Here is a 25503-nt window from a genome sequence, read left to right on the forward strand (position 1 = left end):
AGGACGTGCCATGGGCGTCGCGCTGCTGTTCCCCGGCCAGGGTTCCCAGGCACCGGGCATGGGCGCCGGGCTGTTCGACCGGTTCCCCCGGCTGGTCGCCGAGGCCGACGAAGTCCTCGGCTACTCCGTGCGGGAGCTGTGCTCGGCGGAGGCGTCGCGGCTGCGCCGGACCGAGTACGCGCAGCCCGCGTTGTACGTGGTGAGCGCGCTGACCTTTCTGGACCGGGGCGCGGACCGGCCCGCGCCGGACTACCTCGCCGGGCACAGCGCGGGCGAGTTCGCCGCGCTGTTCGCCGCCGGGTGCTTCGACTTCGCCACGGGGCTGCGGTTGGTGCGGCGGCGCGGCGAGCTGATGGGCCGCGCGCCTGGGGGCGGCATGGCGGCGGTGCTCGGCGTCCGGCTGGAGGCGCTGCTCGACCTGATCGGCGCGGCGGGCGTCGAGGGGGTCGAGGTGGCCAACCACAACACTCCCGAGCAGCTGGTGCTCGCCGGGCCGAGGGAGGCGCTGCGCGCGGTGGCCGACCTGGTCGCCGCGCGCGGCACCGGCAAGTGCGTGCCGCTCAACGTCAGCGTGGCCGCCCACTCCCGCTACATGGCCGGGGCGGCGCGGGAGTTCACCGAGGTGGTGCGCGGAGTGAGGTTCGCGGAGCCGCGCGTGCCGGTGATCGCCAACGTCACCGCCCGGCCGCACCGAAGGGACGAGATCGGCGGCGCGCTGGTGCGGCACCTGACCAACCCCGTCCGGTGGTGGGAGACGCTGTGCCTGCTCGCCGAGCGGGGTGTGGCGGAGGTGGAGGAGGTGGGGCCGGGCGAGGTGCTGTCGAAGATGTGGCGGAAGGCCCGTCCGCACCTGCCTGCGCCCGCTCCCCCGGCCGCGCCCGCTCCCCCGGCCGCGGCACCGCCCGGCCCGGCGCCTGCGCACTCCGGTGCGTTCCTGGGCAGTGCCGCGTTCCGCGACGCCTACGGGGTGCGCCACGGCTACCTGGCGGGCTCGATGGGGCACGGCGTGTCCGGCCCCGTCCTGCTGCGCGCGCTCGCGGGCGCGGGCCTCGCGGGCTTCCTCGGCACCGCGGGCCGACCACCCGAGCGCATCGACGAGGACTTGCGGGCCCTTGACGACCTCCGGGGCCGGTTCGGGATCAACCTGCCCTCCGGCGTGGAACCGCCGGAGCGGGTGGACGCGGTGGTGGAGCTGGCCCTGCGCCACGGGGTCCGTCACGGCGAGGCGTCCGGCGCGGGCGGTGTCACCGCCGAGCTGGTGCGGTGGCGGTTCACCGGTGCGCGCTGCTCACCCGGAGGCCACGCCACCCCCGGCAGGGAGCTGCTGGTCAAGGTGTCCCGCCTGGACGCGGCGAAGGCGTTCCTGCGCCCCCCGCACGCAGGTCTGGTCGACGCGCTGCGCCGGGACGGGCGCCTGACCGAGGAGGAGGCACGCGCCGCCGAGCGGCTGCCCGTGGCGGGCGACCTGGTCGCGGAGGCCGATCCGGCGTGGCTCGGCGGCGGGGCGGGCGGCGCGCTGTTGATGGCGGTCCTCGCCCTGCGCGCCGGGGCGGACCACGGACCCGGCGGGCGCGTGCGGGTGGGCGCGGGCGGTGGCATCGGGAGCCCCGAGGCCGTCGCGGCGGCGTTCCTGTGCGGTGCGGACTTCGTGGTGACCGGCTCGGTGAACCAGTGCACGCGGCAGGCGCGGGTCCCGGCGGCGGTCAAGGACCTGCTCGCCAGGGTGGACGTGGACGACACGGTGCGGGCCCCGGCGGGCGAGCTGTTCGAGCTGGGGGCCCGCAGCCGCGTGGTCCGCAAGGGCAGCATGTTCAGCGCGCGGGCCGAGGCGCTGTACCGCGCCTACCGGGAGCACCCCGGCCTGGAGGAGATCCCGGAGCGCACCCGCCGGTCGCTGGAGACCGCCTGCTTCACCGAGCCGCTCGACGCGGTGTGGGAGCGGGTGCGGGAGCGACTGCCCGCAACCCGGCGCGCCGCGGTGGAGGCCGATCCGAAGCTGCGGATGGCGGCGGTGTTCCGGTCCTACTTCGACCGCTCGCGGCGCGCGGCGCTCGACGACGCCTCCGAGGCGCCGCTGGACCTGCAGATCCCGTGCGGGCCCGCGATGGGCTCGTTCAACACGGCCGCGGCGGGCACGGCGCTGGCGGCGTGGCGGGACCGGGACGTGGACGCGGTCGCGGCGTTCCTGCTCGACGGCGCGGCCGACCTGCTCGCCCGGCGGCTCGACCGGTGAGCCCGTGCCGGCGGCCCCGGCACGGGCCCACCGGTCTCACGCCGCACCGGCGGTGGTCCACTCGTACTGCCGGTGGTAGCCCTTGGTCCCGTTGAACACCAGCAGCTCCCGCTCGATGCCGAACCGGGACAGCAGCGGGGCGCACCGCGCGGCCTCGGCAGGCCGGTCGCGCTCCGGCACCAGGCACCGCGCGTTCCCGGCCAGCAGTTCGGTGTACTCGGCGAAGTCCACCTCGAAGCGGGCGGCCAGGTGGTCGCCGATCCGCGCCTCCCGCACCGCCGCGGCCGACTCGCCGTCCACCACCCCGCTGAAGAACTCCGACGCGCAGCCCGACCCGTAGGAGTACAGGCCGACGCGGGCGCCGCCCTCGACGTCCGCCGCGTCCAGCAGGCTGGCCAGCGCCAGGTACACCGAGCCCGAGCAGAGGTTGCCCACCAGCCGGGGGTACCGCAGGGAGGGCTCCAGCCGCCGCGCGAAGTCGGTCTCGACCTCCTGCCGCGACGGCGCGGGCCGCACGTCCCGCATCACCGCCCGGTGCGCCGCCCGCACGATCCCCGCGAACGGCGTGTGCATGGCCAGCAGGTCGAAGGTCTCGGCGAACCCGGCCTCCTCCACGCGGTCGGCGTAGTCGCGGAACGCGCCGCGCAGGCAGTCGATGTAGGCGAACAGCGACCGGTCGGAGTCCGCCACGTCGAAGGTGGGGCCGGGCCGCGCGGAGTCGAAGGTCTCGTAGCTGTGCAGGCCGAACGCGCCCTGGTCCAGCGCCAGCACCCTGGGCCGGTCGCCGACGAGCATGGCCGCCGCGCCCGTGCCCATGGCGGGCTCGGTGTACTCGGCGCGTTCGTCCACAACGGACACGTCCGTTCCGATGACCAGGGCCTTGGCCCCCGGTGACAACCCGCTCGCGACGTACGCGGCGGCCAGCTGCACGCCCGCCGTGGCCGCGTAGCACGCCTGCTTGACCTCGATGGTCCGGCAGCGGCGGCTCAAGCCCAGCTGCTCGTGCACGTAGGAGGCGACCGACTTGCTGTAGTCCACACCGGACTCGGTCGAGGTGACCAGCAGCTCGATCGACGCCCGCTCGACCGGGTCGAGCCGGTCGAGCAGCGGCTTGGCCGCGTTCACCGCGTTGGTCACCGGGTCCTCGCAGGGCAGCGCCACGGACTTCTGGTCCATCATCAGGTTCGGCAGGCGCGCCGGGTCCAGCCCGCGCCCGGCGAACAGCGCGGCCACCGGGATGCGGGCGAGGCCGCAATAGACGTTGAGCGCCTCGATGCCGATCGGCGCAGTGCTCACTTGCCCATCCTCTCGTGCAGGAACTCGGTCAGCGCGCCGATGTTCGGCAGGTCGCTGAAGCTCGCCAGCGGCTCGCGCACGCCGAGCCGGTCCAGGACCGACAGGATGATCTCCACGCGGTCCACGGAGTCGGCGCCGAGGTCGCGCAGGTGCTTGTCGGCGGTGATGTCGGCCCGCGCGACGCCCGGCACGATCTCCGCGACGGCGGCGAGGATCGCCCGCTCGACCTCGGCCCGGCCGCCGCGCGGCGGCCGCGGGGCGGTCATGCCGCACCCGCGCGCACGCGCAGCAGGCAGACCGCGAGCAGCGAGCCGTGGCGGCGGTCGCGCAGGACCACCTCGACCAGTTCGTCGGTCTGGTCGTCCCGCTTGCGCCACAGGTCCACCCGCACCCGCACGACGGCGTCGCCGTCGGCGTTGCCCAGGTAGCACACCCGCTGGTCCAGGACCACCCGGTCGAGGTAGTCGCGCACACCGCGGCCAAGGTGCCGCCACAGCCGCAGCAGGGCCCAGTCGACGATCGCGAAGTAGGAGGCGAAGTACAGCAGGCCCACGCCGTTGAGGTCGCGGCCCGCCTCGACCGGGTAGTCCGCGGTGAACCCGCGCACCGCAGGCCACCGGTCCGGCGGCGGTTCGGCCAGGAAGCTGCCGCGCCTGGCGTTCGCGCACGCCAGGCGCGGCGAGTGCGCCGGGGGCGGGGCGGGCAGGTGGTCGTGCCGGAAGCCGACGGGCGAGGCCCGCGCCAGGTCGCGGTTGCTGTGCTGCCTGGTGCGGGTGATCCAGCGGTTGAAGTTCTCCACCAGCAGGTCACCCGGTCGCGGACCGCCGTAGAAGGCGTCCGGGTCCAGCGGCTCGGGCGCCGCGCCGGTGTCCACGCGGATGCGGTGCACCGTCAACACGGACTCGCTGCCGCAGTCGAGCACACGGGACACCACCTGCAGCCGGTCCCCGAACGCGATGCCGGTCGGGTGCAGCTCGCGGCTGCCGCGGATGCGGTAGTAGTAGAACGACAGGTACGTGGGCTCGCCCCGCTCGTCCACCGCGCGGTAGGCGTCCACGCCGCACAACGCGCTCACCGCGTCCCACGTCCAGTCGCCCACCCGACCGGCGAACAGCGAGACCGGTCCGCACATGCCGGGGCTGGCGGTCTCGGTGCGGACCAGCGAGCCGTCCGCCATCGGCCGCGGGTGGGCGGCGGGGACCGGCGCGCTCATCGCGCCGCCCCGCCGTCGCTCGCCGCGCTCCCAGCGGTGAACTCCACCAGCAGCCGGTTGACCTCCTCGGCGTGCGTCAGGCACGGGAAGTGGCCCGCGCCGGGCAGCTCGACGTACCGCGAGTCCGGTATCGCGCCGTGCAGCAGGTGCGCGGTCTTGAGCGGGATGACGGTGTCGTGACTGCCCTGGACGATCAGCGTCGGCGCGGCCACGTCGCCCAGGCGCGCCGCCAGGTCCGGCCGGGCCGCGAAGACGTCGAGGTAGCGCAAGCCGGTCTCCGGGTCCATGCTCTCGCAGCGCAGCAGCGTGCGCTCGAGTTCGGCGCGCCGCTCGGCCAGCCGCTCCCCGCCCGGCGCGGTGAGCACGTGGTCGAAGTCCTGGCGGGCCACCGCTTCCAGCCGGTCGAGCCCGCCGACCCGGTTGCCGATGCGGTACGAGCTGCCGATGAGGGTCAGCGTCGCGCAGTCCTCGGGGTGGTCCAGGGCGAACGCCAGCGCGGTGAGGCCGCCGAAGGACGCCCCCGCGACGTGCACCGGTCCGGTCACGCCTAATCCGCGCAGCGCCGCGCGGGTGAGCGCGGAGATGCCCGCCAGGGTGATGTCGGCGGCTCCCGCCGAGGCCCCGACGCCGGGGTGGTGCGCGCATACCACGCGGTGGCTCCCGCTCAGCGCGGCGAACTGGCGGGCGAACAGCCCCGCGCCGATGTTGAACGGCGGCATGAGCAGCACGGTCGGCCCGTCGCCCGCGGTGAACACCTCGATCACGGCGCCGCCGTCGACGGGGACCAGGTGCCGCTGGACGCCGGGGTGGTGCTCCCGCAGCACGGCCAGGTTGCCGTCGTCGGGCGTCCCGGCTGCCGGGGCGGCGCTCCGCGCGGGGTTCCGCGGCCGCAGCACCGGCACCAGCCGCTGACCCGCGCGCACCGCCTCGTCGACGGACCACCCCAGTGGCACCGCGAGCCGCACGCACCGCCGCAGTTCCGGCGTGTCGCCCAGGTGCGGGGCACCCCGCACACCGGCGGTGAACATCCTGGCCACCACCTCCCGGACCGGGTCGGCGACGTCGCCCGCGACCCGCGCGGCGTCGACCAGGACGCAGTGCCCGCCGGGCGGCCCGGCCAGGGGCACGCCCGCACCGTCGAGCACCTCCCGCAGTGCGCGGACCGCCGCCACGCGGGTGCGGACCAGCGCGGCCACCGCGTCGGTGTCCGCGAGCGCGGCGGCGGCCAGCTTGCGGCCCGCCAGCGGCAGGTCGCGCCCACCGGCGGCCAGCTGCGCCGAGACCGCGTCGGCCAGCGCCCCGTCGCCGGTGGCCAGCAGACCACCCGCCGTGACCCCGAAGTCCTTGGTGAGGCTCATGGTCACCGCGTCGGCGCACGAGAGCAGGCTGTGCACCACCTTCCACGGGTCCTTCCCGCCGTCGCCCTCCTCGGCCCCGGCCACGAGCAGGGCGTTGTCCACGACGCGGGTCGCGTCCAGCACGACCGGCACGCCGCGCCGGTCGGCCAGCGCGCGCACGGCGGTCAGGTTCGCCTGCGAGACCGGGAGCCCGCCCGCCGCGTTGACCCCCAGCTCCAGGGACACGAACGCCACGTCCGGCCCGGACCGCTCCAGCACCTCGGCCAGCTCGTCCACGTCCACGTCGCCGCCGGTCGCGCCGCCCGCCCGGCGGACCGGGACCGGCGTGAAGCCGGCGGTCACCAGCGCCGCGAGCAGGGTGGGGAACAACCCGTTGTGCGGCACCGCGCCGCGCGGGCCCGGCCAGTTCGCGCACAGCAGCGCCTCCGCGGACCGGCCCGAGCCGACCAGCGCGGAGTACCCGAACGGCAGCCACGACGCGGCGACCTCCTCACCGCCCGCGCGGGCGGTGAGGTCGACCGAGCGGCGGCGGATGACCTCGCCGTCCAGCTCCGCCCACGAGTCGGTCGCCAGGTCCAGCTCCACGGCGTCGTGCGGGAGCACCAGCGGGTCGGGCGGGGTGGCGGGCGCGACGGCCGACGGCGCGCGCAGCTCGGGGTCGGCGATCATGAGGATGATCTCGGAAACCGGCGTGGGGTCGTCGGCGGGCCTGCACAGGTAGATCGGCAGGTTCACCGGCCGGAACTTGTTCTTGAACTGGAAGTTGCCCTCGCCGAAGACGCCCATCGAGCGCAGCTCGGCCAGTTCCCGCTCGATGCCGGGGTCGGCGTTGGGCGCGTCGCCCAGCTTGACGCCGAAGCTGGCGCCGAGGCTGAACGTGGTGCAGCCCTCGGCCACGATCACCCGGATGATCTCGGTGATGGCGTACTCCAGGCCGCCCAGCGGAGCTTCCGGCGGGTAGAACTCCAGGTCCAGCAGGTAACCCGGAGTGGACGGGATGCGGGTGACGACGATGGCGTTTGCCAGCTCGCCGTCGACACGGGTGAGGAACAGCCGGTGGCGGTCGGTCAGGCTGCCGGAGCGGATCTCGTCGCGCACCACCGCCACGTAGGGGTTGACCATCTGCTTGTTGCGCGTCCAGCGGTCGAGCATGGCCGCGACCTCGGCGTCGGTGGCCGGGTCGCTCCCGGAGCGGTACTCGACCGTCCGACAGGCGCCCTGCCGCTCGAAGCGGCGCACCATGTACCGCAACCGCGACATCCGGCTGCCGTCGAGGCCGAACGACGGCAGGTCCTCGATCCGCTGGAGCGCCCCGAACGGCGTGGCGGTGAGCGGTTGGCCGTCCACCTGCTCCAGGGGCGCCAGCGACAGGAAATTCGGTCGCAGCCCGTGCTCCCGGCAGTGGCGGACCAGTTCGGCGGCCAGCTCGTCGAACCGGTCGGCCGGGCCGACGTAGCTCCAGGCGAACAGCACGCCGTTGCGGACCGAGACGTTGAAGTAGCCCTGCTGCCGGGCCCCGATGAGGGCGAACGGGGCGATGTCCCGCCCGGCCAAGCCGCCCTCCATGCCGTGCGCGCGCTCCAGCTCGGCCACCGCGCGGGCCAGCTCCGGCCTGCCGGGCAGGTCCCGCTTGAGCACGACGATCGTGCCGCCCCGCTCGGCGACGGGTGGCGCGTCCGGCCGCCCGCCGCCGTCCGAGGTGGTGGTCAGGCGCTCCAGCGCGCTCGGGCCGTAGCGCTCGACCAGCTCCTCGGTGACCTCCGCCGTGGTGGGGCGGTCGAACAGCAGCGTCTTGCGCTGGGGGCCGAACCGCTTGTCCAGCTCGTTGACCAGGCGGAGCATGTCGAACGAGGTGAACCCGTTGTCGGTGAAGGTCAGCGCCGGGTCGACGGGTCTGCCGACGGTGGCCACGACCAGCTCCTCCAGCCGCCGCCGGACCTCCGCCGTGTCGATCACCGTGTCAACCGCCGTGTCCGCCTCGGCGTCGACCGCCGTGCCTGTCCCGACATCGGCCGCCGAGGGGTCGCCCGCGCGGGGCGCCGACCGGCGCACGAAGCGCGCCAGCGCCTCGATCGAGTCGTGCTCGTAGAGGTCCGCGGCCTTGAGGTCCACTCCGTGGGCGTCGTTGAGCCAGCGGACCAGCTCCATCCGGAAAATCGAGTCGAGGCCCAGGTCGGCGAACGAGCCGTCCGGGCTCAGCCAGTCCGCGTTGACGCCGAGGATCACGGCGAGCCTGTCGCGGATGGCCGCCTCCACACCGTCCGCCTGCCCGGCGAGGGGGTGCTCGGCGGTCGCCGAGGATGGCTCCGGGACGGACGGCGCTCCGGCCCGCCGGGGCACGGGGACGGGCCCGCCCGCGGCCGGTCCGGTGCCGCCGCGACCGGCGGGCCGCGCCAACCGGACCTTGGCCCGCGGCGCCTGCCTCGGAGTCTCGTCCCGCACGGGGTCGTCCTGCACCGTGTCCTCCTCGGGAACGTCGGTGGTTCGCTCGGTGAACCAGTGGGTGGTCTTGGCGAAGGGGAAACCGGGCAGGCCGGGCAGCCTGCGGACCGGGGCGGGCCACCGGGCCGCCCAGTCGACGCGCCGCCCGGCGACCCAAGCCGCGATCGGGTCCTCGTCGGGGTCCGCCGGGTCCGCGGCCTCCGCTTTCCGCCAACTGCCCGGCACCAGGCCCCGCACCAGCCCCGGCGCCGGGCGGTCCTCGGCGACCGCGCGCAGCGTCCGCAGCACCTGCTCGTGGTCCTCCGCGAGGAAGCCGCACCGGTGGGGCAGCGCCTCGCGCCCGACCTGGAGCGTGCGGGCGACCCTGGCCAGCGGCAGGTGGGGACGCCGCGCGAGCAGGTCGGCCAGCCGCCCGGCGTACTCGGCCAGCGCCCGCGGGCTCGGCGCGGACAGCACGAACGCGTGCGGGCCGGGCGGCGAGGCGTCGTCCTCGGGCTCGACCAAGCCCTCCAGCACGACGTGGGCGTTCGTGCCGCCGAAGCCGAACGAGCTGATGCCCGCACGCCGGACCGGGGTGCCGTCGGGCAGGGTGGCCGCCTCCCAGTCGCGCAGCTCCGCGTTGAGGTAGAAGGGGCTGTCCGCGAGATCGAGGTACCTGTTGGGCCGCTCCAGGTTGATCGACGCGGGCAGCTTGCGGTGGTGCAGGCACAGCAGCACCTTGAGCAGGCTCGCCATGCCCGCGGCCGTCTCGAGATGGCCGGTGTTGGTCTTCACCGAGCCGATGCCGATCCACGGCGGCCCCTCGGGCGCGCCGAGTTCGGCGAACGCCTTGCGCAGCCCCTCCACCTCGACCGGATCGCCCAGCCGGGTGCCGGTGCCGTGCGCCTCGACGTAGCCGACCGTGCGCGGGTCCACCGCCGCTTCCCGGTGGGCCGCCACGATGACGCGGGCCTGCGCCTTCGGGTTGGGAGCCGTCAGCGACGTGGCCCGGCCGCCGTGGCCGACCGCGCTGCCGCGGATCACCGCGTACACGTGGTCGCCGTCGGCGAGCGCGCGGTCCAGCGGTTTGAGCAGGACGACGCCCACGCCCTCGCCGCGGCCGTAGCCGTCCGCGGCCTCGTCGAACGCCTTGCACCGGCCGTCCGGGCTGAGCATCCCGGAATCGGCGAAGGCGACGAACAGGCCGGGGCTCAGCAGCAGGTTCACGCCGCCGACCAGCGCCGCGTCGCACTCCCCCGACCGGATGGCCCGCACGGCCCGGTGCAGCGCCACCAGCGAGCTGGAGCACGCCGTGTCGACGGCCTCGCTCGGACCGCGCAGGTCGAGCAGGTGCGACACGCGGTTGGCCAGGATGCACGCGGCGATGCCGCTGGCCGAGTGCGCCTCCACCGGGACGCCGTGGGTCCGCAGCAGGTCGTCGTAGTCGCAGGCGGACACCGCGGCGAACAGCCCGGTGGCGGTGCCCGCGAACGACGACGGCGCGTAGCCCGCGTCCTCGACCGCACGCCACACCGTCTCCAGGAACAGCCGCTGCTGGGGGTCCATCAGCGCCGCTTCGCGGGGGGAGATGCCGAACAGCGCGGCGTCGAAGCGGCGGACGTCGTCCAGGAAGCCCGCCCGGACGTCCCTGGTGCGGTGGTCGGCGAGCAGGTCGGTCCGGTCCGGCGGGACCGGGCAGATCAGGTCGTCGCCGTCCACCAGGTGCTGCCAGAACCGGTCGACGTCCGCCGACCCCGGCAGGACACCCGCCATGCCCACCACCGCGACCGGCGACGGCCTGTCCGGCGCGGGTTCCGGGGTGGGCCCGGGGGCGGCCACCCTCACGTCCGCCGGGGCCGGTCCACGGACCTCGCCCACTTCCACGTCACCGACTCCCTGGCCTGCCTGCTCCGCGTCACCGGCTTGCCGGCCCTCCGGTCCCGCTTCGAAGGCGGGTGCGGCGACCGGGGTGTCCGCGTTCACCGGCACGTCCGGCATCGCCGCGGTGGTCGCCCTCGCGGCCACCGCCGGGCCGTGCTCCTCGACCAGGTACCGGGCGAACGCGGCCAGGTTCACCGACTCGAACAGCACGGTCGGCAGGAGGTCCAGGTCGTAGCGCTCGTTGACCGCGCCGATCAGCTCGGTGAGCGAGATCGAGTCGAAGCCCGCGTCCATCAGGTCCGCGTCCAGGTCGACGTGCTGCTCCTCGACCAGCAGGAACCGCGCCGCGATCGACCTCAGCTCGGTCCGCACGAACGCCGCGGCGTCGGCCGGGGGCGGCACGGCCGCCTCGACGCGCTCGTCGGCGGGACGGGTGCCGCCCCCGGTGGCCACCACCAGGCAGTCCGCCCCGGCGGACAGGGCGCGGGCGAAGGCGGCCATGCCGTCCGCGGTGCCCAGCGGTGTGCTGCCCCACCGGCGGGCGAACAGCCGCCTGGTCGCGTCGGGGACGGTCATGCCGCCCTCTTCCCACAGCGGCCAGCAGATCGACACCGCCCGCCCCTGCCGCCGCCCCGCCGCGAGCAACCCGTTGCGCAGCGCGGCGAACTCGTCCAGGAAGGCGTTGGCGTAGGCGTAGTCGACCTGCCCGAGGTTGCCGGTGCGGCCCGCGACCGACGAGAACAGCACGAAGAAGTCCAGCGGTTCACCCGCCGTGGCCGCGTCCGCGTGCACCGCGCCGAGCACCTTGGCGCCCAGGACCTCCGCGACGTCCTCGGGCGACTTGCGCACGGCCAGCGAGTCCCGCGTGACCCCCGCGGCGTGGACCAGACCGCACAGCGGTCCGTGCTCCCTGCGCACCTCGTCCACGAGCCGCCGCACGTCTCGCTGGTCGGCCAGGTCGACCCGCCGGTACACCACGGTCGAACCGGGCCCCGCCAGGCCGCGCGGGTCCGGCGCGCCGGGGTCCGAGCGACCGGCCAGGACGACGGTGATCGGGGCCTGCCCGCTCAGGTGCTCGGCGAGCTTGCGCCCGAGCGCGCCCGCACCGCCGAGGACCAGGTAGGTGCCGCCCGCGCGCAGCGGGACGGCCGGGACCTCGCCGGGCGGGTCGACCGGTTCCAGGTCCGCCTCCCACCGACCCTCCCCGGTGCGGCGCACCTGCCGGACGCGGTCCTCCGGCGGCCCGGACGGCGTGGTGCGGCGCAGTTCGTCCACCAGCAGGCCCGCGGCGTCGGCGACGTCCTCGAAAGCCGCCGACACGCCGGTGAACCCGCTGTGCTCCAAGGCCAGCGTGCGCAGCATCGCGTGCAGCGCGGCGGGCACGGGCCGGTGCTCTCCCGGCCGCCGCTCGAACCCGACGGCCACCCGCAGCGGTTTCCGCCCCCCGGCGGCCAGCACGGCGGTGGTGGCCCACAGCAGCGGGTACACCGCGGTGTCGAGTTCGACGGCGACGTCAGCACCGTCGGTGGCGGGCGCCAGGTGCACGACGGCGTCGGGCAGCAGGTCCCGTTGCGCGAGGTCGGTCACCGCGGCGGTGAGGTCCGCGCGGCCACCTGACGCCCGGACGCACCGGACCCCGGCCTCGGTCAGCCGCGCGGCGGTGGCTTCGGCGCCGAGGTCGTCGCCGAGCACCAGCGCGGTCCGCGGCAGGGATGCCGGTGGCGCGTCGACGCGCCGCCACACCGGCCGCGAGTACACCAGGGACGCGTCGGAAGCCGCGCCGCCCCCTGCGGTCCCAGCGGGCGCGGGAGCGGGTCGGGGCAGCCAGAACCTCCTGCGGTCGAACGGGTAGGGCGGCATGGCCACTCGTCCCGGTGAGCCGCCGGGCCACAGCGCGCGCCAGTCGACGGGCGTCCCGCCGACCCACAGCTTCGCCAGCGCGCGCAACCGGCGCCCGGCGACCAGCTGGGCGACCAAGCCGTCCTCGTCCGCGGCCTCGCCGGGCCGTTCCGCCGTGCCCAGCACGACGCCCTCGGCGGACCGCCCGGCGCTCGCCGCGCGCAGCCGCTCCACCAGCTCCCCGCTGCCCCCCGCGACCACGGCGAGCCGCTCGCCGAACTCCGCGCGGCCCACCTGCGTGGTGTGCGCCAAGGCGGCGAGCGACAGGTCGGGCCGGGCGGCCACCGCGTCGGCCAGGTCGGCCGCCGCGGTGCGCAACTGCTCCGACGTGCGCGCGGACAGCAGGAACACCTGCTCGCCCTCGGCGGACGCGGCGGCGGGTGGCCGGGCGTAGCCCTCGACGACCACGTGCGCGTTGGCCCCGCCCGCGCCGAACGAGCTGATCCCGGCCCGGCGCGGCGCGGCCCAGTCGACCGGTTCGGTCGGCAGGACGAACGGGGTGGACCGCAGGTCGATCTTCGGGTTGACCCGGAGCAGGTTCGCGCACGGCGCGACCACGCCGTGCCTGAGCTGGAGCAGCACCTTGGTCAGCCCGGCGATGCCCGCCGCGCCCTCCAGGTGCCCGATGTTGGCCTTGACCGACCCGACCAGGCACCGCTCGGGCCCGCCGACCTCGCGCAGGGCCTCGGCCAGCGCGGCGAGTTCGATCGGGTCGCCCAACGACGTGCCGGTGCCGTGCGCCTCGACGAAGCCGATGGTGCGGGGGTCCACACCGGACTCGCGGATCGCCTCGGCCACCAGCCGGGCCTGCGCGTTCGGGTTCGGCACCGTGTACCCCGCGGTGCGCCCGCCCGCGTTGACGCGGGTGCCCTTGATCACCGCCCAGATGTCGTCCCCGTCCGCCTCGGCCGCCGCCAGCGGCTTGAGCAGCACCGCGCCGACGCCCTCCCCCGGCACGATGCCGTCGGCCCGCTCGTCGAAGACCTTGCAGGCCCCGTCCGGGGACAGCATCCGCATCGACGACAGCGCGACCAGGTGCGCGGGGTGCAGCACGAGGTTGACCCCGCCTGCGATGGCCATCCGGCACTCGCCCCTGCGCAGGCTCTGCACGGCCAGGTGCACCGCGGTCAGCGAGGACGAGCAGGCGGAGTCCACCGCGAAGCTCGGCCCGCGCAGGTCCAGCGTGTACGACACGCGGTTGGCGATGGACCAGTACGGCGAGTGCCCGTCGGTGAACCGGCCCGCCCGCCACCCGCCCGCCGCGGCCAGCTGGCCGTAGGTCCCGTACATCGTGCCGACGAACACACCCGTGGACCGCTCGCGGGTGGTGTCGGCGAGGTGACCCGAGTCCTGCAGCAGCGTCCACGCGGTCTCCAGGAACAACCGCTCCTGGGGGTCCATGGTCGCCGCGTCGCGGGGCAGGATGCCGAAGAAGCCGGGGTCGAACCTGTCGACCCCCTCGATGAACCCACCCCAGCGGCCGTAGCTGCGGTTCGGCTTCCCCGGTTCCGGGTCGTAGAGCTCGTCCCAGTCGAAACCGGCCCAGTCGAACCGCTCCGGCGGCACCGCGGTGACCGACCGCTGCCCCGCGCGGAGGTTGCGCCAGAACGCGTCGAGGTCCGGCGCGCCGGGATACCGGCCCGTCACGCCGATGACGGCGATGTCCCCCGAGGTGTCCCCCGAGGTGTCCCCCGAGGTGTCCCCCGAGGTGTCCCCCGAGGTGTCCCCCGAGGTGTCCTCCGAGGTGTCCCCCGGGAGGGCGTCGGCCGGAGCCTCCGCTGGGTCCTCCGCGGCGGGTGCGGCGGCGACGCGGCCGGGTGCCGCGTCCCGCCGCGGTGGCGTGAGCACCGCCGCCAACCGGTCGCCGCAGTGCCGCTCGAAGTGCTCGGCCAGCTCCTCGATGGTCGTGCGCTGGAACAGCAGGGTGGCGGGCAGTTCGCCCAGGTCCCGCTCGAACCGGTCCACGATGGACAGGCTCACCAGCGAGTCCACCCCGAAGGTCTCGAACGTCGCCCGCTCGTCGAGGTCCGCCGAGCGGAACTTGAGCACCTCGGCGAACACCCGCCGGACGTAGTCGACGACGGCGGCGCGGGTGAGCGGTCCCGCCGGGACCGGCGGTCCGGCGGGTTCGACCCGCTGCCGCTCGGCCACCACGACGCACTGCGCCAGCCGGTCCTCCGGGGTGCCCGGCACGCCGCGCACGCGCCGCACCGCCAGTCCTGCCCCGGTCAGCGCGTCGCGCCACTGGGCGGGGCCGAGCAGCGGCGAGCGGTCCAGCCGCGCGGCCGGGTCGCGGAACCGCCACCAGCCGGGCGTCAGGCCGAACGTCGCGGTCAGGAAGTCGGTGGCCAGGGTGGCCTCGTTGACCACCAGCAGCCCGCCGGGGCGCAGCAGCCCGGCCACGGTGGCGAGCGCGCGGCCGATGTCGGCGGTGGCGTGCAGGACGTTGGCCGCGACCACGACGTCGTAGCCCGGCGCGGCCAGCCCTTGCGCCATCGGGTCCTGCTCGACGTCGAACAGCCCGAAGGTCACGTTGGGGTGCTCGACGCCGAAGCGCTCGCGCGCGCGGTTGAGGAACGCCGGGGACACGTCGGTGAAGTGCAGCCGGGGCAGCGGGTCGAGCCCGGCGCAGGCGTCGAGCACGAACGCGGTGCTCGCCCCGGTGCCCGCACCGACCTCCAGGACCTCCGCGGGCCGCCCCGTCGCCCGAGCGACCTCGCGGACCGCGGCCACCACCTCCTCGGCGACCAGCCGGTGGTGGAAGTCCGCGCCGGTGTTGCCCCGGTACACCTCGTCGAGCAGTTCCGTCGAGCCGCCGGGAAACAGCACCTCGACCCCGCGCCGGGCCCCCGCGAGCACCTCGGGCAGCGCCGCCGCGCAGGTGCGCAGCAGGCGCAGGTGGCCTGCCAGCTCCGGGTACCGGGCGGCGACTTCGGCCGTGGTGTCCTCGGGCACCGCGCCGGTGACCTCCACCCACCCGTCGCCCAGCCGGACCACGCCCGCGCGGACCAGCGCGTCCAGCACCGCGTCGAACAGCCTGCCCTGCTCCGGGGCCACGGGGAGCCGCTCGGCCAGGCAGGCGAGGTCCACCCGCTCGCCCGGTGCGGGCGCACCGGGCATCCCGAGGAACACGCGGGCCAGCAGCGCCCGGCTGCACTCGTCCAGCTCGGCGTATCCGGCGACGGCGCCCGCGATGTCGGGGTCCGGCCGGGGGCCCGCGCCCAGTCTCGCCAGCCCCTCCCCGGTGCCCTTCACCACCAGGGCCTGGGGCAGGCCTGCGCGCAGGACGCGCTCCAGCGCCGCGATGCCGTCGGCCGGTTCGAGCGGGGCGATGCCCAGGGCGGCGAATCGCTCCCGGTGCTCGGGTGTGGCGACGGCGCCGACGCTGCCCCAGTAGCCCCAGTCGATCGCGGTCGCGGGCAGGCCCGCGGCGCGCAGCGCCAGGGCACAGGCGTCCTCGAACCAGCTCGCGGCCGCGTAGTTGCCCTGGCCCGCGGCGTCGGTGCAGGTCACGGCGGAGGAGAAGTAGGCGAGGAAATCCAGCGGTTCGCCCGCCAGCGCCTCGCCGAGCGCGACGGCGCCTGCGGCCTTGGGCGCCAGCACCTCCAGCAAGTCCTCCTCGCGCATCGTGGCCAGCGCGCGGTCGCGCAGCACCATCGCGGCGTGCACGACCCCGTGCAAGGCCCCGAAGCGGGTCTTCGCCACGTCGACCGCGGCGCGCAGCGCGGCCGGGTCGCCCACGTCGCCCCGCAGGTAGGCGACCTGGCCGCCGAGCCGCTCGACCTCCGCGCGGGCCGCCCGGACGCCGTCGTCCTCGGGGCGGCGGCCCAGCCAGACCAGGCGGGCCCCCACCGTGCGCGCGAGGTGCGCGCTGAAGGCACGGCCGAGGCCGCCCGCCCCGCCGACGACCAGGTACGTGCCGCCGGGGCGGAACACCGCCCTGGCCGCCCCCTCCCCCGGCGCGGGGACCAGCCGCCGGACCAGCCGTCGCTCCCCGCGCAGCGCGACCACCCGCTCGGTGTGTTCCTCGCCCGCGATGCGCGCCGCGAGCAGCGGGTCCGCCGCGGCCGACCCGACGTCGACGCACCCGGCCCGCCAGCGGGGGTGCTCGGCCCGGATCGCGCCGACCAGCCCGACCAGCGCGGCGGCGGCGGGGTCGGGCACCTCCTCGCCGGACACCGCCACCGCGCCGCGCAGGACCACCGACAGGGTCAGCGGGTGCCTGGCCCAGCCCGCGTCGATCATGCCCCTCACCAGGCGGAACAGGTCGAGCACGGCCGAGTGCCCGGTGCGGTCGTCGGGCGCGGCGACCACGTTCACCACGTCGAACGGCCGCCGCGGGTCGCCCCACAGCGCGTCGGCCTCGGCGGGGGACACGCACACCGCGTGCTCCGGCTCCCCGTGGGCCAGCAGCGCCAGTGCGAGGGGGTCGTCGGGGGCGGCGACGACCGCCACCCTGCCCCGCGCCCGGCCCCGCGCCGCTGCCGTGGCCGGGGCCGGCTCCCACCGGGGCACGAACACCGTCTCCGGGACGAGACCCGCGTCCTCCGCCAACGGCCCGTCGGTGCGGGCGGGCTCGGGCGCCGCACGCAGGTGCAGGCCGTCCAAGCGCACGCAGACGTGCCCCGCGGCATCGGCGACGCGAACGGAGAACCGGAAGTCGCCCTCCTTGCGCACGTGGGCGTAGCGCGGTGCGGCCCGCCGGTCGAGGACGTCCACGCGCTCCACCGCGAAGGGCAGCAGCGGCCGGGGGTTCGCGCCCTCGGCCACCAGCACCACGGCGGCCTGGAGAGCGGCGTCGAGGGTGGCCGGGACCAGTGCGGCGCCCGCCGGGTCCACCCGGTCCGCCGCGCGCAGCACGCCGATCGCCTCGTCACGGCCCCGGCGCAACTCCTCCAGGCCCCGGTGGTCGCCGCGGTAGTCCAGACCGGCCGACGCGAAGCGCCGGTACACCTGCTCGACCGGGACCGGCTCGGGGCAGCGCTCGCTCACCGCCGCCGCGTCGAGGCGCTCGCCGTCGTCGGTGAGCGGGTGGACCGCGCCGTGGGCGCACTCCCCCGACTCGTCGGCCAGGGTCACGGCGACGCCGTCGCGCTTCGGCCGCACCACCAGCGACACCGTGCGGGGAGCCCGGACCACCAGCGGCCGGGACCACCGCAGACCGCGGATGGCCACCGCCCCCTCGACCGGGGCGACCGAGGCCAGCAGCAGGACCGAGGCGGTGGCGGGCAGCACTGGCGCCCCGCCGACGTGGTGGCAGGCGACCAGCCAGTGGTCCGGGGTCAGCCGCAGCTCGTGGGTGGTGGTGTCACCGGACCGGGTGGTTCCGCTCAGCAGGGGCGCGTCGTCCGCCCGCACCCAGTGCCGCTCGCGGGCGAAGGGGTACGGCGGCAGCGGCACCCGGCGCACCGGGCGGTCCCGGTGGTGCTCCGCCCAGTCGGGGTCCTCGCCGCGGGCGTAGGCCAGCGCGAGGTCGCGCAGCGCCTGCGGGGCCGTCCGGTCCGCGGCGGGCGGGGTGCGGCCGTCCGCCACGGCGCGCAGCCACGCCAGCAGGGCCGCGCGGTCGGCCACGACGACCGCGGCCCGCGCCCGCAGGTGGCGACGCCCCACCGCCAGGGTGTGCGCGACGTCGGCGAGGGGGTGGCCAGCTCCCGGTCCGTCGAGGTGGTCGGCCAGGTCCGCCGCCCGGCGGCGCAGCCCCTCCTCGTCGCGCGCGGAGAGCACGACCACCTCGGCGCGGGAGTTCGGCGCGCCCTCCGTCCGCGCGGGCGGTTCCGCCACCACGACGTGGCAGTTGACCCCGCTGAAGCCGAAGCTGCTCACCGCCGCCACCCGCCGCCCGGACGGCCCCGGCGGCCACGGCTCCAGCTCGCGCACCACGCGCAGCGGCCCCGCGCCGAAGTCGATGTGGGGGTTGGGCACCTCGTAGCCCGGCGTGGGCGGCAGCTGGCCGTGCCGCAGCGCCAGCAGCACCTTCAGCAGGCCGGCGATCCCGGCCGCCACGGTGGTGTGCCCGATGTTGCCCTTCACCGACCCGAGACCGCTGCTGGTCCGGCCGTCCGCCGGGCTCAGCGCCGCGTTGAGCGCCTTCACCTCGATCGGGTCGCCCAGCTCGGTGCCGGTGCCGTGCGCCTCCACGTACCCGACGTCCGCGGGCCGGACGCCCGCGAGGTCGTGCACGCGCCTGATCAGGTCGGCCTGCGCGCGGGCGCTGGGCGCGGTGATGCCGTTGGTCTTGCCGTCGCTGTTGACGCCGCTGGCGAGGATCACGCCGTGGACGTGGTCGCCGTCGGCCAGCGCGCGGTCGAGCTTCTTGAGCACCACCACGCCGACGCCCTCGCCCAGCACGATGCCGTCGGCGCCCGCGTCGAACGGGCGGCAGCGGCCCGTGGGCGACAACATGCCGGTCCTGCTGGTCCAGACGTGCATCTTGGGCGTGCACATGACCGCGACACCGCCCGCCACCGCCGCGTCGCACTCGCCGCGCAGCAGGCTGGCGCAGGCCAGGTCCAGCGCCACCAACGAGGACGAGCACGCGGTGTCCAGGGCTACCGCGGGACCGCTGAAGTCGAGCAGGTACGCGATGCGGGCCGCCAGCACGGACGGCGCGTTGCCCAGGAACGCCTGGGCGGACAGCCCCCGGCCCGCCGCGTCGAGCAGGTCGGTGTAGTCCCCGGCGGCGCACCCCGCGAACACGCCCCAGGGGCGCCTGCCGCGGTCGCCCGCGTAGCCCGCGTCCTCCAGCGCGGCCCACGCGTGGCGCAGGAACAGCCGCTGCTGCGGGTCCATCGCCTCGGCGTCGAGCGGTGACAGGTTGAACAGCTGCGCGTCGAACACGTCAACGTCGTCCAGCATCGCCGCCCACTTGCTGTAGGTGCGGTCCGGCGCCCGCCGGTCGGGGTCGAAGTGCTCGCCCACGTCCCACCGGTGCGGTGGCACCTCGCGGATGCTGCACCGGCCCCTGGCCAGGTTGTCCCAGAACGCGTCGAGGTCAGGGGCGTCGGGGAAGCTGCCCGACATGCCGATGACCGCGATCTCCCGCCCCGTGGTGGGCGGCTCGGCCGCTCCCCGCGCGGGAGCGGGCGGTGCGACCACCGGCCGCGGATCGGTGGGCAGGGGCGTCAGCCTCACCTGACCGGCACCCGGAGCGGGCTCCGGGTTCTTCTCCAGGACCGATTCGGGGACCGATTCGGGGACCGATTCGGGGGCCGATTCGGGGGCCGTCCCCCGCGCGGAGGCGACCGGCGGTTCGGGCGCGGGCTGCGCCTCGACGCGCCGGGGACCGGGATCGGTCGCGGCGGCGCGGAGGGCGGCGGACCGCGTCAGGTCCTCGGCCACCGCCTCGGCGAGCGCGGGCACGGTCGGCCGGTCGTACACGGCGGTGGAGTCCAGATCAGTGCCCAGGCGGCGGTTGAGCTTGCCGATGATCTCCACCGCGCCGACCGAGTCCAGCCCCATCTCGGCGAACGTGCGGTCCGAGTCGATCTCCTCCCGGTCGAGGTAGAGCACCTCGCCGAGCACGTCCTCCACCTCGGCGCGAACGTCCTCGGCCGTCACCGCCACCGCCACCGGCACCTGCGCCGGTGCTCCAGGCGCGACGGGTTCGGGCGCGACGGGTTCGGGCGCGACGGGTTCGGGCGCGACGGGTTCGGGCGCGACGGGTTCAGGCGCGACGGGTTCAGGCGCGACGGGTTCGGGCGCGACGGGTTCGGGCGCGACGGGCTCGAGCACCACCGGCGCGGGTTCGGCGGGCGCGGGTTCGGCGGGCGCGGGTTCGGCGGGCGCGGGTTCGGCGGGCGCGGGTTCGGCGGGCGCGGGTTCGGCGGGCGCGGGCGGCCGCGCCGTCGCCCGGCCGGGGAAGCGCGCCTCGACCAGCGAGCGGGCGTCCTCGCCCAGGACCTTCGCGTGCATGGCCGCCTCCGCGTCGATCACCTCGGGCAGGCCCGCCAGCACCCGCCGGGCCAGCTCGGCCTTCAGCGTCCGCACCGCGGCGGCGGGCTTGCCCGCGATCGAGCGCGCCAACTCCAGCGCGGTCGCCAACACCCGCTCACCGGGCATGACCGTCACGTCCGCGCCCCGCCGGGCCAGTTCCGCGCCGCTGAGGGCACGCCCGGTCAGCAGCATCTCCGCGGCCAGGGTGCTGCCCAGCCTGCGCTCCAGGATGTAGGTCGCCCCCAGACCCGGCGTGAAGCCGTAGGTGAGGAAGTTGGCGCGGTACTCCGCTTCCTCCGACATCACCACCACGTCGGCGTAGAGCCCGAACGTCAGCCCGCCGCCCGCGGCGTGGCCGCGCATGGCGCACACGACCGGGCGGTCGCAGCGCAGCAAGCCCTCGTACACGAACGGCCGGTCGGTGAAGCTGCCCTCGCCCGCCGCCAGGTCGGTCAGCGCCTCGGCCGAGCCGCCCATGCTGAAGATGCCCTCGCCGCCGGTGACCACGACCGCCCGGACCTCGTCCGCCGCGGCGATGTCCGCGAAAGCGGCTTCCAGGCCATCGATGAGCCCGTCGGTGAAGGTCGGCGCGTGCAGGCTGACCAGCGCCACGCCGCCGTCGAGCACCCGCAGGTCAACTTCGGCCCCCGGCTGCGGCGCGGGCTGCGGCGCTGGTCGCGGCCGGGGGCGCTCGGCGGGTGGGGCCTGCCGGGCGGGCGCGGTCCTGCCGCCGGACTCGGCCTCCCAGTGCCCCGGCCAGCAGCGCTCCTCCTGGAACGGGTACCCCGGCAGCGGCACCCGGCGCGGCCGGTCGGGACCGTCGGGGTGCAACCGCGCCCACGGCAGGTCCGCCCCCGCCACCCAACCCGCCGCCGCCTCGGCCAGCCTGCCGTCCCGGAACGCGTCGGCGCACTCCCGCTCGTCGTGCTCGGCGTCGGTGGCGGTGGCGGTGCCGCGGAACTCGCCCGCGCCCGGCCGCTCGCCCGCGGCGCAGCGGTCGAGCGCTTCGACCAGCCTGCCCGTGCTCTCCGCCACCACGGCCAGCCGGTGCTCCAGCTGCGCCCGGCCGACTTGCAGCGTGTAGGCCACGTCGGCGAGGTGGTCCTCCGCCGCGCCGCACCGGGCGGCGAACTCGGCCAGCGTGTGGTCCAGGCCGAGGTCGGCGGGAAGGACGTGCGAGCCCAGGTCGTCGGCCAGCGCCGCCAGGTCGCCGTGGTCCAGGCCGAGGTCGCCCAGCGCGGCACCCGCGTCGACCTGCTCCGCGGGCACGCCCAGCCGGGCCGCGACCCGCGCCACCAGCTCCTCCGCCGGGGCGGTCGGGGCTTCGGCCAGATGCGCGGCGAGCCCGCGCGCCTGCTCGCGCAGCGCCTCCTCGGTCTTGGCCGACAGCACGAACAGCCACGGGCCGCGGCGACGGGGCCGCCTCGGCTGCGGGGGCGCCTCCTCCACGAGCAGGTGCGCGTTGGCGCCCCCGGCGCCGAACGCGCTGATGCCCGCGCGGCGCGGCGCACCGGCGCGCCGCGGCCAGGGCACCGCCCGCGCGGGAACGGTGAACGGCGTCGAGGCGAAGTCGATGTGCGGGTTGAGCTGCGCCGCGTGCAGCGAGGGCGCGATCGTGCCGTGCCGCAGTTGCAGCAGCACCTTGGTCAGGCCCGCGATGCCTGCCGCGCTCTCCAGGTGCCCGATGTTGGACTTGACCGAGCCGACGACGCAGTGCCCGGCGCCGCCGAACACCTGGCGGAGCCCTTCGACCTCGATCGGGTCACCGAGGGCGGTGCCGGTGCCGTGCGCCTCGACGTAGTCGACGGAGGCGGGGTCCCAGCCCGCGTCCCGCAGTGCCGCGGTGATCAGCGCGGCCTGCGAACCGGGGCTGGGCACGGTCACCCCGCTGGTGCGGCCGCTGTGGTTGATCGCGGAGCCGCGGATCACCGCGTGGACGTGGTCGCCGTCGGCGAGCGCGCGGTCCAGCGGTTTGAGCAGCACCGCGCCGACGCCCTCGCCCGGCACGTAGCCGGAGCCGTCCTTGCCGAAGCTGCGGCACCGGCCGTCCTCCGACAGCCACTGGCCCTGCGCCAGCTGGAGGTACTTCTGCGGGTGCAGGATCGCGTTCACCCCGCCCGCCAGCGCCAGGTCGCACTCGCCGCGGCGCAGGCTCGCCACCGCCTGGTGGATCGCGGTCAGCGACGCCGAGCAGGCCGTGTCGACCGCGAAGCTGGGCCCGGTCAGGTCGAAGGTGTAGGAGACCCGGTTGGGCACCGCCGTGTGCAGGGCGCTTGGTGCCACGCCGTCGGGCGCGCCCTCGACGAGCTGGTAGTGGTTCCACATGACACCCGCGAACACGCCGACCGAGCGGCCGCGCAGTGCCTCCGGGGGGTACCCCGCGTCTTCGAGGGCGTGCCAGCAGGTGGACAGGAACAACCGCTCCTGCGGGTCCATCCGCTCGGCCTCCCGGCGGGAGATGCCGAAGAACGCCGGGTCGAACCGGTCCACACCCGCCAGGAAACCGCCCCACTTGCCGTAGGTCCGCCCGGCCCGGCCCTTCACCGGGTCGAAGTAGCGGGAGTGGTCCCACCGGTCGGCGGGGACCTCGGTGACGCGGTCGACGCCGCGCTCCAGGTCGCGCCAGAACGCCGCCAGGTCGGGAGCCTGCGGGTAGCGGCCTGCCACGCCGATGATCGCGATGCCGCGCTCGGCGCTCGCGGATTCGGCGCGGTCCCGCGCCACGGCGGGTTCGGCCCCCGCGACCTCCGCGTGGCGCGGTCGGGCGTCCACCGGTCCCGCGTCGGCAGGGGCGGTGGGCAGCAGGGTCTCGGCCACGCCCGCCACGCCGTGCAGGACGGTGACCTGCGGCTCGCCGTCGGCCAGCAGGCGTTCGAACAGGGCCAGCCCTTCCGCCGTGGGCATCGGGACCTGCCCGTCGGGCGACCGGTCGCCGTCGGCGACGCGCATCCCGCCCTCGGCCCAGTACGGCCAGCCGATCGCCACGCTGCGCCCCGCGCGGTCGGACCGGGCCGCGCGCTGCCGGGCGAACTGCTCCAGGAAGGCGTTGGCCGCCGCGTAGTCGGACTGCCCCTGGTTCGGGGTGCTCGCCGACGACGAGGAGAACACCGCGAAGAAGTCGAGCCGGTCGCCCGCGGTGACCGCGTCCACGGTGAGCGCGCCGCCGACCTTGGGCGCCAGGACGGCGGCGACGTCGTCGCGCCGCTTGGTCAGGTACACCCCGTCGCGGCGTTCGGCCGCGGCGTGGACGACGCCGTCCACGCGGCCGAACGCCGCGCGCGCCGCCCCCACCGCGCGGGCGGCCTCGGCCGGGTCGGTGATGTCGGCGCGCAGGTAGCGCACGTCGCCGCCCGCGTCGCGCCACTGCGCCATCCGGCGCTCCAACCCGGCTCCGGCCGGGCCCCGTCCGACGAGCGCGACCCTCGCCCGGTAGCGGCGCACGAGGTGCTCGGTGAGCACCCCCGCCAGCCCGCCGCCCCCACCGGTGATCAGGTAGACCCCACCCTCGCGCAGCGGCGTCGGCGCGCCCGTCGGGGCGGCGGGCGACCAGCGGCGCACGCGGCGGCGCCCGGTCGAGAAGTCCAGCTCCGCCTCCGCGGAGTCGTCGCGCGCGACCGCCGCCGCGATCCGGGCCGTCCCGGCCGGGTCGCGGGGGTCGGCCCCGAGCACCGCGCGGCAGCGCAGCCGCGGCGTCTCGGCCATGACCGTGCGGGCCAGCGCGCCCAGTGCGGCGGCCGTCGCGGGCGCCTCGCACAGGGCGGTCAGCCGGGCCCCGTGCTCGCGGCGCACCAGGGCGGCGGCCAGCGCGTAGACGGCGGTGCACGTGTCGGCCGTGGGGACCTCCTCGGCCACGTGCACCACGACGTCCCGCACGGATCTCCCGGCGAGGGCGTCGAACAGCGCGTCGACCTGCCCGGTGTCGGCGGGGTCGAGTTCGTAGCCCGCGCCGCGCGGGGCGAACCCGGTGCCGGGCAGGACCGGGACCAGGCCGGGCTCGGTCCGCCCCAGGGCGTCGGTGAACCAGTCGGGGCCGATGGCGATCAGCGGCGCGGCGTCCCGTCGCGGTCCGTCCTCCTCCACCCAGTCGGGGGTCCAGCAGGTGGTGGTCCCCGACTGTGGCGGCGTGGCGGCGGTGGACTCCGGGGACGAGGGCGCGCCCTCGTCCCGGAACCGGAGGTCGTAGGTGCGCTCCAAGTGCTCGGCGAGGCTGGTGACGGTGCCGTGCTCGAACAGCAGCGTCGGGTACAGCGGCTCGCCGACCAGCTCCTCCACCTCCCTGCCGAGCTTGAGCAGGGCCAGCGAGTCCAGGCCGAGGTCGTAGAAACCCGCCGCCGGGTCGACCTCCTCCGCCCGCCGCCCGAGGTGGGCCGCCACCAGCGCGCGGACCCTGGCGGCGACGGTGGCGCCACCGCCCCGCGTCCCGGTCGCGGGACTGGACCCACCGGCTGGCGCACCGCCTCCCGCCAGGCGCTTCCACGTCATGCCCGTGCACTCGGCCAGCAGCGCGCCGTGCTCGTCGTGCAGGGTGAAGTCCACGGTGACCACTTCGCCCGACGCGACCGCGGGCCGCGGCACGTGGACGTAGCACGTGCCGCGCAGCGGGCGGACCGCGTGGAACCGCTTGACGAACACCGGCACGAACGGCTCCCCCGGCCGGTCGTGGTCGGCGCCGAAGCCGACCACGGTCGCCGCGTCGAGCACGGCCGGGTGCAGCGGGAACCGGTCCTCGTGGGCGTCGCCGCGCCGCTCCAGGCGCAGTTCCGCCAGCCGTTCACCCCGCCCGTGGAAGACCGTCCCGGTGCAGCGCATCGCCGCGTCGTGCTCGATGCCCGCGGCGCGTGCGCGCGCGTAGTGCCCCGACAGGTCCTCGGTCCGCTCGGCGCGCTCCCGCAGCAGCGCCACCGGCAGGTCGGGCCGCGGGGCCTCCTCGACCGGCGACAGCCGCGCCGTCATGTGCTCGGTCCAGTCGTCCCCGCTGCCCGCGACGCGGCTCGCCACGTCGACCCGGCCCGCGCGGCCGCCCGCGGGCGGTGTGAGCGCGCACCGCAGGTCCCGGTGCGCTTCGTCGGCGACGGCGAGGGGAGCGCGGAAGGTGACGCCGTCCAGCGCTGTCCCCCGGTGGTCGAGTCCGGCGGCTTCCAGGACCCGGTACACGAGATCGAGGAAGGCCACCGCGGGCAGGACCGGCGTGGCGCGGACCCGGTGGCCGCGCAGCGCGAAGTCGTGCGGCGACAGCGCGACGCGGCACTCGATCTCCTCCATGGCGCACT

Annotated in this window: 5 protein-coding genes; 1 reads left to right on the forward strand and 4 read right to left on the reverse strand. The window is 76.3% G+C overall.

Annotation, left to right across the window (positions count from 1 at the left end; genetic code table 11):
- The first annotated feature begins 10 nt into the window (after window positions 1-10).
- Window positions 11-2233 (forward strand): ACP S-malonyltransferase, encoded by a 2223-nt coding sequence (gene fabD / locus JOF41_RS13930; protein ID WP_209619346.1) that lies wholly within the window; start codon window positions 11-13, stop codon window positions 2231-2233.
- A 36-nt stretch (window positions 2234-2269) separates the two neighbouring features.
- Here the strand turns inward: fabD and JOF41_RS13935 are convergent, their stop codons facing one another.
- The 4 genes from JOF41_RS13935 to JOF41_RS13950 are packed head-to-tail and all read right to left on the reverse strand — an operon-like array spanning window position 2270 to window position 25495.
- On the reverse strand, window positions 2270-3529 hold the full coding sequence (locus JOF41_RS13935; protein ID WP_189223362.1) for a hydroxymethylglutaryl-CoA synthase family protein: 1260 nt from the start codon (window positions 3527-3529) through the stop codon (window positions 2270-2272).
- Entirely contained in the window at window positions 3526-3795 is a 270-nt protein-coding gene (locus tag JOF41_RS13940) for a phosphopantetheine-binding protein (protein ID WP_209619348.1), read from the reverse strand. The genes JOF41_RS13935 and JOF41_RS13940 overlap by 4 nt, the downstream gene beginning before the upstream one ends.
- Window positions 3792-4742: an LnmK family bifunctional acyltransferase/decarboxylase gene (locus JOF41_RS13945; RefSeq protein WP_189223360.1), complete on the reverse strand. Its 951-nt coding sequence runs from the start codon at window positions 4740-4742 to the stop codon at window positions 3792-3794. Before JOF41_RS13945 ends, JOF41_RS13940 begins: the two co-directional genes overlap by 4 nt.
- Window positions 4739-25495, reverse strand: a complete 20757-nt coding sequence (locus JOF41_RS13950) for an SDR family NAD(P)-dependent oxidoreductase (protein ID WP_209619351.1) — start codon at window positions 25493-25495, stop codon at window positions 4739-4741. The genes JOF41_RS13945 and JOF41_RS13950 overlap by 4 nt, the downstream gene beginning before the upstream one ends.
- Window positions 25496-25503: the final 8 nt, after the last annotated feature.

The organism is Saccharothrix coeruleofusca (assembly GCF_017876325.1).
Lineage (GTDB): Bacteria > Actinomycetota > Actinomycetes > Mycobacteriales > Pseudonocardiaceae > Actinosynnema > Actinosynnema coeruleofuscum.